The organism is Cellulosilyticum sp. I15G10I2, from assembly GCF_900095725.1.
GTDB lineage: Bacteria > Bacillota > Clostridia > Lachnospirales > Cellulosilyticaceae > FMMP01.
Genome location: NZ_FMMP01000015.1, coordinates 197,115 through 210,427, shown reverse-complemented (window position 1 = coordinate 210,427; position 13,313 = coordinate 197,115). Strand labels below are relative to the sequence as shown.

Annotated in this window: 10 protein-coding genes; 3 read left to right on the top strand and 7 right to left on the bottom strand. The window is 36.5% G+C overall.

Going from position 1 to position 13,313, the window contains the following annotated elements:
- Positions 1-10 precede the first annotated feature (10 nt).
- The gene (locus BN3326_RS15180) at positions 11-859 is read left to right on the top strand and encodes an AraC family transcriptional regulator (protein WP_070000097.1); all 849 of its coding nucleotides are present in this window, start codon (positions 11-13) and stop codon (positions 857-859) included.
- Here the strand turns inward: BN3326_RS15180 and hydE are convergent.
- Positions 849-1,886 (bottom strand): [FeFe] hydrogenase H-cluster radical SAM maturase HydE, encoded by a 1,038-nt coding sequence (hydE, locus tag BN3326_RS15175; RefSeq protein WP_070000096.1) that lies wholly within the window; start codon positions 1,884-1,886, stop codon positions 849-851. The genes BN3326_RS15180 and hydE overlap by 11 nt on opposite strands.
- 424 nt (positions 1,887-2,310) lie before the next feature.
- On the opposite strand from hydE, the gene BN3326_RS15170 reads away from it, so the two are divergent.
- The gene (locus BN3326_RS15170) at positions 2,311-3,390 is read left to right on the top strand and encodes a radical SAM/SPASM domain-containing protein (RefSeq protein ID WP_070000095.1); all 1,080 of its coding nucleotides are present in this window, start codon (positions 2,311-2,313) and stop codon (positions 3,388-3,390) included.
- Positions 3,391-3,523: 133 nt separating this feature from the next.
- Here the strand turns inward: BN3326_RS15170 and BN3326_RS15165 are convergent, their stop codons facing one another.
- A complete protein-coding gene (locus BN3326_RS15165; RefSeq protein WP_070000094.1) occupies positions 3,524-4,915 on the bottom strand; it encodes a family 4 glycosyl hydrolase in 1,392 nt (463 codons plus the stop codon).
- Positions 4,916-5,083: 168 nt separating this feature from the next.
- On the opposite strand from BN3326_RS15165, the gene BN3326_RS15160 reads away from it, so the two are divergent.
- Positions 5,084-5,971, top strand: a complete 888-nt coding sequence (locus BN3326_RS15160) for an AraC family transcriptional regulator (RefSeq protein WP_070000093.1) — start codon at positions 5,084-5,086, stop codon at positions 5,969-5,971.
- Positions 5,972-5,996: 25 nt separating this feature from the next.
- Here BN3326_RS15160 and BN3326_RS15155 read toward each other — a convergent pair whose 3' ends face one another.
- The 5 genes from BN3326_RS15155 to BN3326_RS15135 form a co-directional block, all read right to left on the bottom strand.
- Positions 5,997-7,538 carry a glycoside hydrolase family 43 protein gene (locus tag BN3326_RS15155; protein WP_070000092.1) on the bottom strand — a complete coding sequence of 514 codons (1,542 nt, stop codon included), beginning with the start codon at positions 7,536-7,538 and terminating at the stop codon, positions 5,997-5,999.
- A gap of 77 nt (positions 7,539-7,615) precedes the next feature.
- Complete coding sequence (locus tag BN3326_RS15150; RefSeq protein ID WP_070000091.1) at positions 7,616-9,670, bottom strand: glycoside hydrolase family 65 protein; 2,055 nt, start codon at positions 9,668-9,670, stop codon at positions 7,616-7,618.
- Between the two features lie 62 nt (positions 9,671-9,732).
- Positions 9,733-10,557: a carbohydrate ABC transporter permease gene (locus tag BN3326_RS15145; RefSeq protein WP_070000158.1), complete on the bottom strand. Its 825-nt coding sequence runs from the start codon at positions 10,555-10,557 to the stop codon at positions 9,733-9,735.
- Between the two features lie 102 nt (positions 10,558-10,659).
- Positions 10,660-11,580 carry a carbohydrate ABC transporter permease gene (locus tag BN3326_RS15140; protein WP_070000090.1) on the bottom strand — a complete coding sequence of 307 codons (921 nt, stop codon included), beginning with the start codon at positions 11,578-11,580 and terminating at the stop codon, positions 10,660-10,662.
- Positions 11,581-11,720: 140 nt separating this feature from the next.
- Entirely contained in the window at positions 11,721-13,046 is a 1,326-nt protein-coding gene (locus BN3326_RS15135; protein ID WP_070000089.1) for an ABC transporter substrate-binding protein, read from the bottom strand.
- Positions 13,047-13,313 lie beyond the last annotated feature (267 nt).

Here is a 13,313-nt window from a genome sequence, read left to right as displayed (position 1 = left end):
AGATTACACTATGATTTGTTTTAAACCTAAAAATGAACACATTAATCTAGAATTAAACCTTGATATGAAACTCTACTACTGTGGGACTGGAGACTGTGAAAATAATTTTTCCTGGGGCCCTGGTATTAAAGATCATTATAAACTCCACTACATACATAGCGGTCACGGCATCTTTAAAGCCGGTGATACTACCTACTCCGTTTCAAAAGGAGAAGGCTTTTTGATATGCCCAAACGTTGTAGCCTCCTACCATCCAATCTCCGAAGAGGCGTGGAATTACTCCTGGGTTGCCTTTAACGGACTTCATGCTGAAAGCTACTTAAAACGCGCCCATTTGACTGCCGAACACCCACTCTTTAAATCTACCGATGAAGATCGTATGAATGCATGCTTCCAGGCTATATTCGATGCAATTAATTGTGAAAAATCTATGGATCTTAAGTCACTTAGCGCCTTCTATAATCTCCTATCACTTATTATAGAAGGGTCTTGTTCAGATAATCTCGAAAAGAATTCTTCTAAACCCCAGGATTTATACATTAAGCAAGCGATTGAATTTATAGATACTAATTATTCCCGCAAAATAACCATACAAGAAATTGCAAACTATGTTGGGATTGACCGCAAGTATCTTTCTAAACTTTTCTCAAATACGCTTAATATTTCGCCACAAAACTATGTTGTTAGTTTTAGACTAAAAAAAGCCTGTGATTTACTCACAAGCTCTAACTTATCTATTAACGAAATATCTAATTCCATAGGATATGGCGATCCCTTTTTATTCTCTAACATCTTTAAAAAACACTACGGCATGTCTCCAAGAACATATCGCGACCGGTTGGAAAACCCTAACGATTAGCCTTCTTAACTCTTGATCCTTTAGAATTTGATACAGTTCTTCCGATAGACTTTATTTTTCCTGTAATACAGTTAAAACAGTGACCTGGTGTATCATTCACACAGATCTTCCCTGGATAAAGTGCATACATCTTTCTGTAGTCACCTTCTGTTACATTAGGCATAACGATATTGGCACCACTTTGGAGGGCAATCATTCTGCCTTGTTTGTTCAGCGTCTCCATCGCTGTAGTTGCTGGTATGTTGACATCTGGAAGTAAAAGTCTTACCAGCGCCATTACCTTGAGACTCATTGTAAAGTCTCCAGCTTCTGCACCCTTTAGCGGCGTGTCATCATTTGGGATAAACGGTCCTAATCCGATCATATCTGCATCTATTTCTTTAAAAAATAGTATATCATCTGCTATAGACTCTATCGTTTGATTAGGCAGGCCTACTAAGCAGCCTGTTCCCACCTCATAGCCAAGCGCCTTAAGGTCTTTAAGGCATCTTATGCGGTCTTCATGTTTCATTCCCGGATCTAGTGCTTCATATAATGCTTTGTCTGTTGTTTCTATTCTAAGAAGATATCTATCTGCACCAGCTTCTTTATAGGCTTTATACTCATCATAAGTTTTTTCTCCTAAAGATAAAGTAACTGCTATCCCAAATTCTTTGAGCGTCGTTATGATGTATTTAAGTCGATCTACTGTATAATACGCGTCTTCTCCTGATTGCATAACCACAGTCTTATAACCATAACCAACTGCTTTTTTAGCAAGTTCTATAATTTCATCCGGCATAAGTCTATATCTTTCCACATTCTTATTAGATGCTCTTAAGCCGCAGTATAGACAATCCCTTTTACATTTGTTAGAGAACTCAATAATACCTCTTAAGTGGACTTCATCTCCCATGTATTTCTTTCTGACTCTATCTGCTGCTTTAAAAAGTTCTTCATTAATACTGTCATCTTTAAGCAAGCATACGAGTTCTTCTTTCGTTAAAATATGTGTTTCTTCTGCTTTTTTGATTAATTGTATGTTCATAGTCAGCACCTTTCTCTAAATAATGCTATATCTTTTTGATATGTATAGATTTCACATCTGTAAACTTTAGTTATTCCCAATAATAAGTGATGAATAACTAAAGTCTACATGTTGTTTCTCTGTACTATTTTTATATGCAGCTTTTTATAAATAGCGTTACACTTTGTTAATTATTTGACCTATTAAAGGGTGTCTTTATTATAAGTTATAAATCTATCTGTTTCAAGTGTTAAAGTACGGTAAATTCATTACGCCATATACCGCCAACCCTTCTTAAGGGCCATGTCGCTCAGAATAAATACCTTTTATACTTAACATCCATTTGCTAATCAAATTTATAATAAAAAACATCTATTAAATATTGATATATTTATAATTTAGTGTAATATTTATAATTAGGAAACTATTGAAAGAAGTTGAAAATATGGCTTATGAAAATTATATTACTAAACTAGATCACTCTATTATGAATATGTTTAAAGGTGCACTTAAAATCGTTACGCATCATCCGTCTCTTACTGCCTATGCTCTCCAATCCATCAAATGGCAAAGTGAAGCATCTAATAAAAGAGCCTTTTGGGAAAAACAAGGCATTCATGTTCCTCCATTTATGATTGCAAGCATTACAAGAAAATGTAACTTAAGATGCAAAGGGTGCTATTCTCATGTTTTTAAACATAATAATACTTCCGAAATGAGTTCAGAAAAATTTGATAAGATTGTGGGGGAAGCGAGTGAGCTAGGTATCTCTCTGGCACTTATAGCAGGGGGTGAACCTTTTGTTAAACCAGAATTCCTCCAAACTGCAAAAGCCCATAAGCATATTATTTTCCCTGTGTTTACAAATGGCCTGTTTCTAAATGATACATTAATTAATGAACTTAAAAAACTAAAAAATGTTATCCCTATTTTGAGTATTGAGGGAGATGCAGCTAAAACAGATGCAAGACGAGGGATGGGTATTTATAAAAAAGTGACAGAAGTGATGAAACAGCTAGATGAGGCTGGCATTTTTTTTGGATTATCTTTTACTATTAATCGTGATAACTTTTCGACTTTGACTGCTCCAGATTTTGTTAAGACTCATGAAAAATTGGGGGCAAAACTCTTTTTCTACGTTGAGTATGTACCAGTGGATACAAGTGAGGATGCCGCCAGCGTTATTTCTATCCAACAAAGAGTAAATTTAATGACACTACTTGAAGATTATCGGTCAAAGTTTAACAGTTTATTTATTGCTTTTCCAGGAAGTGAAGAAGCTTTTGGAGGATGCTTGGCTGCCGGCAGGGGATTTTTTCATATTAACCCTGAGGGTGGACTTGAACCCTGTCCCTTCTCTCCCTATTCTGATCAAAACTTAAATGAGGTCTCTCTTAAAGAAGGGCTAAAGTCAGAGTTATTTTTCAAACTCCAAAACAGCCCAGACCATCTACGAGAGATAGAAGGTGGCTGTGCGCTTTGGAATAACGCGGACTTTGTCAGGTCATTATTGAATCCTTTATAAATCGCAAGGTTTTGACTTTACTTTATATCATTTTTCTATGTTAAAGTCAGCGCAAATTAGAGTACTTCAAATATAATCATGCATATGATTAAAAGACGTCCTTTAACGGACGTCTTTTAAATAAATATCCAAACTATATATTCCAATATGAAAGATAGTGCTTTGTATTTTCAACCATCTCATCAAATAATGCTCTTGCATCATCTGGATTAAGCGTTGAAACCTGAACGTCCGCACTAAAAGCTTTAAATGCTTTATCCATATCTTTTGCAAGCGCTGCTTCTATGATACCTTCTTGAACCTCTACATGTCTTAGTGTAATACTTTCAATCTCTCTAGGAAGCCCTCCCGCAATAATAGGCCTTACCGTACCGGCTTGAAAAAGTGCATTGGTTTCCACAACTGCATCAAAAGGCACGCCAGCCATTTGCCCCTTATTTGGCAGATTAACATTTGTCACAAGTTCATTAAGCCCCACCAGCGCCTTAATCTGAGCTATACCTTCTTCTCCAGAGTTTTCAAGCTCGATTTCGAGCATACCGTCTACATATTTTCGGCTCTTTTCCTTTAGCGCCTCTCTGTTTTCAATTCTAAAAGATACAGGCGTCAACTTATATTGCCACTTGGCTACAGTTTCTGGGTCTTTCAAATACCAGTTTGATGGAACAAATTCTGCCAAATGTCTGTCTCCGGCCGCTGCAATTAAGCCATGCCTTCTAAATAAATCAAATTTAACTTTTTCTGAGGACTTAAACACACTGTTAAGCCAATGTTCTTCATCGACTTGATAGCCTTCTTCATAATGCTTATCTACAAACTCTTTATAGATTGGTAAAAGATCTATATCTTTATAAGTTGCACGGTCTATCCATGTAAAGTGATTGATGCCCAATGCATTTGTTCTTATTTCATGTCTTTCTACATCTTTTAGCCCTCTCATTTCCTCTAAAGCTTTTTTTAATATAGTCTGTGTGCCAAATACTTCATGACAACAACCATAAGCTTTAATCTCTGGAAATGCAGCATATAGTGCTTTGACACAAATAGTCATTGGATTAGTATAGTTAATAACCCACGCATCTGGTGAATATTTTTTTATATTCTCTGCAATCTCAAAAAACATAGGAATAGTACGCATGGCACGAATAATACCCCCTGGCCCTACAGTATCCCCAACCGATTGATAAATGCCATATTTCTCTGGTGTATGTACATCACTTGCCATTTCTTTAAAATCACCAGGTAAAACAGAAATGATAACAAAATCAGCTCCAGTTAGTGTTTCTTCAATAGAAGCCAATGCCTTGTATTCCCATTTACCCACTGCATTTTCTTTTTGGCTGATCTTATTTCCGATTATTTCATTCGCCTTTGCAGCCTTTTTATCAATGTCATACAATCTAATTGTTCCTGAAAGTTCTGCTTCTAATGCAAGGTCCTTCATAAAAGTCCAAGCCCAGTTCCGTGAACCTCCTCCAATATATGCAATTTGAATATCTTTAACTTTATTATTCTCACGAATCATTTTTTGCCTCCTTAAACGTTTACTTGTATGCTTGAAACCCCCAATTTACAGCTATCCCTAGACATTCTATCTCAATACCGTATAATATTATTATAAGTTGTTTTTCAAAATCTTAGATGGTTTATACTAACCTATACTGAAGCTTATGATACTGCAATGGGGGTAATTATGAGAAAGACTTTATTTGAAGAAATTATTGATGGAATGATTATTAACCGTGTGGTTCGTGATTCTGAGTTTACTATGCCCGCTAAACATTTTCATAATGAGTATGAAATATACTATCTTTTAAAGGGAGAGCGGTATTATTTTATTGAAAATGAGACTTATTTAGTCAATGAAGGCAGCCTCGTTTTTATTAATCATAATCAAATTCATAAAACCGGATCTGTGAGTGAAGCCTATCATGATCGCATTGTTATTGAGCTGCGTAGCGACTACCTTGCGCCTTTTTTTGCTTCTGTAGGTGACTTTTCTCTTGAAAATTATTTTTCAAAGTATTATGGAGTTCTGCACTTAGATTCAAAAAGCCAGTCTTACGTAGAAAACTTACTTTTTGATATTGTCAAAGAAATTCAGAATAAAGCTCCAGGCTATAAACTTGCAGCCTATACCAAATTAACAGAGCTCTTAATCTATGCCATGCGTCTACAGTCAAAAGAAAATGTTTTCTCAATGCCTAAACCTTCTCAAAAGGTAAAACATCAGAAAATTCACGAGTTAACCCTATATATTACTGAAAATTATGCGCAGATACAATCTCTTGATGATTTAGCTAAATATTTTTACATAAGCAAATGTTATTTAAGCCGTCTTTTTAAAGAAGTAACAGGATTTACAGTTAATGAATATATCAGTATCTGTAAAATTAAAAAAGCTCAGGAACTTCTTATTAGCAGTGACTATAACATCTCAGAGATTACAAGCCTATTAGGCTATAACAGCATCACTTCTTTTGAAAAGGCCTTCAAAAAATATACTGAAACCACTCCGTTAAAATACAGAAAAAAAATGCTGGCCGTAACTTATCAACTCCGAGATAGAAAACAAGAGTAATCCCCGCTGTATCTATACATGTATGTTATCTGTAAATGAAATAGTCAAAATCAGCATGCAGCCTTAGACCTGTCATATCATGGCAATACATCCCAAAGTGCGCTCCTGTAAATCCTCTGCAATGCTCATCTGTCAAGATATAGGTGTCACAAGAGGAACCTACTTGTCTCCACCCATTACCGTCATAGGAATAATAAAAATCAACAATTTTTCCATCTTGACTGGTACATACTTTTAGATAAAGCCTCTCATCTGTTTCAAGTATTACTGGTTCTATAAGCTCTGTTATAACTCCGGTATCACTTATAAGAAGTGTTAGTACAGGCTTGCCGTCTTCACTTACTGACTTTCCTAAAATATAAAAATTCATAGCATCATACATATAAGTTAGTCCCGCCAGTTGCTCAGGATGTCTCGGTGAAAATTCTACTGACAGCTCTGCTTCTGCTTTTACCGCCATCTGTCTGAGGGCTACTAAAGTGACCCGGTGCAACGAATTCATAGATTCTTGCCCATATAAACGCAAATATCCTTTGCGGGCAGTTAAGTCTGCATTATCATCTAGCGGAATCCTCGGCGAAACATAGCGGACATCTAACTCCTCCGCCTCAAAATCATCGCGTTCCTCTATTTTACCAAAAGGGTGTTCTTCTATTCCTGCTGGTTCTTCTACAAACTTTGCCGCTTCAAACTGATTGTTTGCAAGCCTAAGCCACCCCTCCTCATTCCAGTAAACCTTCTGAATGGCCGTTTCCCTCCCTAATACACAGGCTTTCTCACCTTTTCGTGGTCTGGCACAAAGATGAACCATATACCATTCTCCATTTTGTGTATCCGTAAAGTCAGCATGCCCACATTTTTGCAGATAAGCATCATCATCCTCTTTGGAGGTGAGCATAGGATTTCCAGGATCTACTTGATAGGGTCCCCATATACTTTTAGAACGGGCCATTGTTACACAATGTCCATATCCTGTACCACCCTCAGCTACTATAAGATAATACCATTCACCAATGTGGTATAGATGCGGTCCTTCTGTATAACCAGCTTCAGTCCCTGCAAAAATATTTTTTACTTCTCCTATTAAACACTTATTTACAGGGTCATACTCCTGAACTAAAATACCTTTAAATCCGTTACGCATATTAACAAGATATTTTTTGCCATCTGTATCATGGAAAAGAGAAGGGTCAAAGCCTGTACTGTTTAAATAAATAGGATCTGACCACTCACCATAAATATCTTCCGTTTCGATGAGGTAATTATGATTATTGTAGTAACGGCCTTTTTTTGTCTTTACATCTGTATAAATTAAATAAAATTTGCCATTATCATAGCTTAAACAAGGTGCCCATATGCCACCAGAAGTAGGATCTCCTATCATATTAAGCTGACTCATTCTTCGAAGAGGAGATGGTATTTGCTCCCAGTGTTTCAGATCCTTAGAGTGATGGATCTTTACCCCTGGCCACCATTCAAAAGTAGAAGTTGCAATATAATAATCTTCTCCCACCCTTATAATACTAGGATCTGGACAAAAGCCTTTTAAAATAGGATTCTCTATCATCGTTCTCTCCTTTTATCTTACAAAAATATCCCATACTTTTATGTAAATAACAGCGCTTCTGCATAACCATTACGTTATCAATAGGGATATGCATTCATGTTCTCAAACTCCACTTTCCACATGCCATTCTTTGGAAATCCAGGAAGTTTTTCTGTACACCCCGTGTACCCTGCCGTCATAAGAGGAATGGCCAGTAACAATGAACCATTCCCAGGCAAATACAACGGTAAATCCCGGCGTAACTTCTGAAAGTTATTGCCGCTTGCTACATAACTATTCTTTGGTGTATCTTTGAGTAAAATATCAATAGCTGTTTCCGGATCGCCAAGCCGTACCGCTGTCATAGCCATCATCGCAAAGTCCCAGCCCCACATTGTAGAAAAATCCCAGCATTCAAATACTTTTTCTAAAGTATTTTTCATCACGTTATGAGATACTCTGTCACTTTGAATCAGACCAAAAGCTCCAACCATAGATGGATGATCTTTATTAAACTTTTCAAATGTAGCAGGACAGTTTTCGTGGGCTAAATAGAAACCATCTTTTATAGGCAGCTCTGCCATATTATCAGCAATGTGATTCCATTTATAGGCCTCATAGCCTAGACGTTTTGCCCAATCGAATGCAATTTTTAATGTAAATCTCCAGTATTCTACTTCGAAGGTTGGATTGATGGTTATAGTAGGATCATGTTCTTCCTGAGCGGGAATAATAGGAGAACGCAAATCATACCTTCTCGTTTCATCATTATAGACTGTAAAATCTACCATAAATTCTGCTGTTTCTTTAACTATTTCCCAATATTCTTTAAGGAATGCTTCTCCTTCGCCACTTTGGTAGGCAAGTTCTAACATATAAATAATATGTGGCTGCTGCCATATTAATAAGGTTGCAATAAGAGATGGACTGTCGATCCCATTATAGGCTACCATCTTTGGCCACCTAGCCCCTTTATAACCATTTCTTGCTGCATTCATTTTAGCTCCCTCAAGCTGCTCCTTGTACCACTGAAGACTTCTTTTTAAGAGCCTGGTACGATTCCAAAGCGGAAGATTGGCTGAATGCCATAAGTGCATTTCCAAGTGAAACTTGCCATACCAGCTATTGCAGGTAAGTCCTGTTTCCTGTGGCGGCATAGAACCGCAGGATTGAATAGCCATTAAATACTGCGACAATACAATTCTTCTTTCAAGTTCCATAGCTCTTGGGTCTTTGGATTTATGCAGATCTATAGCTGCCCCATCTTCCCAGAAACTTCTCCAGCCTTCTTGGCTACTTTTAAATATTTCTTCTATTTTTGTGGATTCACCTGGATATTCCTTTGAAAACATGGTTGTAAAATTAAGTTCATTACTTGAACTGGCTGATATTTTAAACATATGTTCTTCTGTCTGCGTAAACACTGCAGGCCCATTACATTTAAAGTCAACATAATACACAGTATGGTGCATCTTCCGCTTTAGCGTAAGCTGCGTTTGACTCCGATGGCATAAAGTACTTCTATGCTTATTGGGACTCTCCCAATCAGAAGCTGTAATATCTGTTGCCCCGTAAGGGAAAGCTATCCTAACACTAAGCTGCCCCTTTGCAAGAGCCTCAGATTCAATGTGAATGCCTAAAACGTCCTGATGATAATCACAGGCTGTGGTGACTTTGCAAGGGATCCCATGAAGCTTAAAACGACTTTCAATAATACCTTCGTATAGTTTTAATTCTTGATGTATTTCTGATAAATCCTCTAACCTTATAGGTTCTTCATTAAAGATCAAGCCTATTTGGCCTAGGTTAATGCGATGTGGATTATGTCTGAGCCATTTATAAACTTCTTCATTGCCTGCCTTCATCTCTACGGCATAGGTTACCTTGCGGCCTGCATAGTTGTATTCTGTCATTTCTAAATCATCCATTGTATAGGCATCTTGTTTTTCACTCACCTGGGCAGTATGCCAGCCCCAGCTACTCATCGTACAAAGAGGGACCGAGCTTGCTTTATGCTCTGTATATAGCGTTTGCATGCCTGTTACATCTACGGTATATGCAAAATCTCCATTTCCAACCGTAAGCGGAGAAAACAAGTCAACTTCTTTCAATATAGGATTATGTCTTGAAACTAATTCGTATCTATTAATCATACTTTTACCCCCAATGCATCTCACAAGCTTTGCCCGTGATACTGTCACAAATGAAAAGATTACTAGCCTTTTAAACCACTTGTGCTGATACCATCAACCAAATATTTATTAAAGAATAAGAAGATTAAAAATACTGGGAGCAATGATAGCGTGGACATTGCAAACATTGCGCCATAGTCAGTAGTAGAGGACGCATCTGCAAACAACTTAATAGCAATAGATACTGTATAAGTTATAGGCTTGCTTAGATAAATAAGTGGCCCCATAAAATCATCCCACTTCCAATAAAATTGGATAATGACTGTGGTTACAATAGAAGGTTTAAGAAGCGGTAAAATAATACGGGTGAAAATCGAATATCTGCTGCACCCATCAATCGTAGCCGCTTCGTCTAATTCTCTTGGAATACCTGATGTAAACTGCATCATCTGATAGATGAAAAAAGCCTGACCAAAGAAATGAGGCAGTATCAGCGGAATAATCGTACCCACAAAACCTAATCTGTTATAAATAATATATTGAGGAATAAGAATAATCTGTCCTGGTAACATCATTGTACAGATCATAGCTGTAAACCAAATTTTTTTCCCTTTAAACTTGATCCTCGAAAACGCATAGGCAACACAAGCAGAGGATATAACTGTTGCTACAGTTGAAACAACACTTACAACAAATGAATTTTTAAAGAAGGTGTCAAATCCTATTCCCCCAAACCCTTTCCATCCAGTTGAAAAATTATCCCATCTCCAATTTGGCGGAATAAGGCTTAAAGAACCATTTAAAATCTCTGCATTATTTTTAAGTGAACCGCTGATCATCCATAGTACAGGATAAATCATTATTAACCCAAATATTAGAATAAAAACGTGATAGCACAACCTACTCATTTGTGTGCTGAATCTAAACGTTGAAGACCAAGGCGCATTCACTGCCTGGCCATTAACCTGACTCGTTTTTGTATTAGATTTTATATTCATAATCTGCCCCTCCTATTCCTCTCCGGCTTCTGTAAACACCCAACGTTTAGATGTTTTAAATATAACTGCAGTAATCACACTTATAATCACTAACATTACCCATGACATGGCACTCGCATATCCCATATCATAATACTTAAAAGCTTGATTATAGACATAAAGGGCATAGAAGTTAGTCGCATCATTTGGACCTCCTCTTGTAATAACAAAAGCTTGTGTAAAGGCCATAAAAGCTGCTATTGTCTGCATAACCAAATTATATAAGATAATTGGGGAAAGACATGGTAAAGTAATTTTTGAAAATGATTGAATTTTATTGGCTCCGTCAATTTTAGCGGCCTCGTAATAGGTGCTTGGTATCTGTTTCAGGCCTGCTGCGAAAATAATCATAGAGGATCCAAATTGCCAGACCGTCATCAAAATAAGAGGTATCATGGCCATCTTTTGATTACCAAACCATGAGATTTTTTCAAATCCCGCCGAAATAAGCATCGCATTAATAAGTCCTTTTGTAGAAAAGAGTTCTTTCCATACTAATGCTACAGCAATACTGCCCCCAATAAGTGACGGTACATAGTATAGTGAACGGTATACACTTACTGCACTGCTCTTTCTAGTTAATAAATAAGCAATGAATAAAGCAAAAATAAGCTTCAAAGGCACAGATAAAAGCACATATTTTAAAGTAACGGCAACTGAATTTATAAAACGTTTATCTGTAAATAGTCGTGCATAATTTTGAAAGCCTACCCAACTCTCCTGAGATACCATATTATAATTCGTAAAAGAATAATACATGGAAGTAAGCATGGGTATAATGGTAAAACCTAAAAATCCAATAATAAACGGTGCTGCAAAGAAATAACCTACCGTATTATTATTATGAAGAAATTTAGAAAATGTCGCTGAATCTCTCTTTTTTATATTATCCATATTATTCTCCTCTAACTAATCTTCATGTAAATAATTACATTCTTTATTTAATAGTAGGACTCCTATACTATACTAAAAGAACAGTATAAGAGTCCTATTGCAAGCAAAGTATTTACCTTTCGCTTTGACAATTATTAATCTTAATTGAACTTCGCTGCAGCAAACTCATAAATTTCTTTAGCTGCTTCCTGCGCTGTTTTTCGATCATAAATAACTTGGTCTAGTAATAGTTTGTAATGGTCTTCTATTTCTGCCTTTGGCTGAGGGCTGATTACATTTATTTGACCAGTTTTAAAACTTCCTACAAGATCAACAAAGTTATACATTTCTTGTTTTGCTTCATCTGCTTCTGCAAGTAACATATCACGTACATTAGACATAATAGGTATACCACGTTCACCGTTTAAAATTTTATTCGCTTCTTCATTATTTTGGAAGAAACTAATGAATTTTGCAGCTTCTTCTGGATATTTTGAGTCTTTGGATACACAAAGCATTTGTGAAGATTGAATTGTCGCACCTGCTGGTCCATCTGCTTTTTTTCTTGGAACTGTAGCAAGCTTAATTTCTCTGCCTGCTGCTTGTGCAATAGTAGGCATTTGATTACTTGCTACCCAAGTCATAGCAGCTTCACCAGTTACAAGGTAATCTCCTTCAATATCTTTAATTTCAGCAATTGCTCCTGGATCTGGATACGCCCCTGCGTCTACCAAATCTTTTTTCATTTGCAAGTAGTCTACTAACATATTAGGATCATCAAAACCTAATTTATCATTTGATACCGCAAAGAAGTTTAAGGCGTAGTCTTCTTGAGATACTCCCATTGACCCCCCTGCAATAAAGTCATCTATTTTAGAACTTCCATATATATCTAACTTTTCATGAATGGTTAAAGCGGCATTCTTAAAATCATCCCATGTCCAATTTTCTGTTGGTTCTTCAACACCAGCTTCTTTAAACATTGCTGGATCATACGCAATACCATAAGTGTTAACACCATTAGAAATGCCGATTTGTTTACCTTCTGATTGTGTTGTAAGTAAAAATGCTTCTGTTGTATTTGAAACATCAACAATGCCGTCTTTAATATACTCATCAAGAGGAACAATTTTATCAATATATGTAGGGAAGTTGCCTCCTAATTGGAAAATATCCCAAACACCATTAGCGGCTACTAATGTATTAAGTTTTGTAAAGTATCCATCAAAATCATAGAACTCTGCTTCGATTTTAACATTAGGGTTTTGTTCTTGGTACATCTCAATGACTTTTGTTGTTGCATCATGACGCGCTTGAGATCCCCACCAAGCCATTCTTAAAGTAATCTGTTCTGAACTGGCATTTCCACCTTGAACAGTTTCACTGCCTGCAGCCGGTGCTTGATTGGTTGTTTTTGATGCACATCCAGCTGAACCTACTGCCATAATACAACTAAGAGTTAACATAAGAGTCTTTCTTAATTTCATACTAAATCATCTCCTCCACATATTTGTACTATTTGTATATTTTTTTGAATGCTCCCTCTCTAAAACATGTGTAAAATATATATCATATCACTCAGCGTGTCAATATCTCTACCTTTATTGCATAATATCAGCTTATATTTTCTTATTTTCATTAGTTATTGACTTTTTTTCATAGTAAAATTTTCAAGTACTATAATATTAGCGTGGGCAAAAAGCTTAACTCTAATTGCTCTTTCTCCTGTTGAGACCCAAAGTTAATATAATGGG

What these genes read in the sequence shown, in the direction of transcription:
- BN3326_RS15145 (WP_070000158.1), bottom strand. Translation starts at nt 10,557, where the DNA reads ATGAGTAGGTTGTGCTATCACGTTTTTATTCTAATATTTGGGTTAATA.
- hydE (WP_070000096.1), bottom strand. Translation starts at nt 1,886, where the DNA reads ATGAACATACAATTAATCAAAAAAGCAGAAGAAACACATATTTTAACG.
- BN3326_RS15165 (WP_070000094.1), bottom strand. Translation starts at nt 4,915, where the DNA reads ATGATTCGTGAGAATAATAAAGTTAAAGATATTCAAATTGCATATATT.
- BN3326_RS15155 (WP_070000092.1), bottom strand. Translation starts at nt 7,538, where the DNA reads ATGATAGAGAATCCTATTTTAAAAGGCTTTTGTCCAGATCCTAGTATT.
- BN3326_RS15160 (WP_070000093.1), top strand. Translation starts at nt 5,084, where the DNA reads ATGAGAAAGACTTTATTTGAAGAAATTATTGATGGAATGATTATTAAC.
- BN3326_RS15150 (WP_070000091.1), bottom strand. Translation starts at nt 9,670, where the DNA reads ATGATTAATAGATACGAATTAGTTTCAAGACATAATCCTATATTGAAA.
- BN3326_RS15135 (WP_070000089.1), bottom strand. Translation starts at nt 13,046, where the DNA reads ATGAAATTAAGAAAGACTCTTATGTTAACTCTTAGTTGTATTATGGCA.
- BN3326_RS15140 (WP_070000090.1), bottom strand. Translation starts at nt 11,580, where the DNA reads ATGGATAATATAAAAAAGAGAGATTCAGCGACATTTTCTAAATTTCTT.
- BN3326_RS15170 (WP_070000095.1), top strand. Translation starts at nt 2,311, where the DNA reads ATGGCTTATGAAAATTATATTACTAAACTAGATCACTCTATTATGAAT.
- BN3326_RS15180 (WP_070000097.1), top strand. Translation starts at nt 11, where the DNA reads ATGATTTGTTTTAAACCTAAAAATGAACACATTAATCTAGAATTAAAC.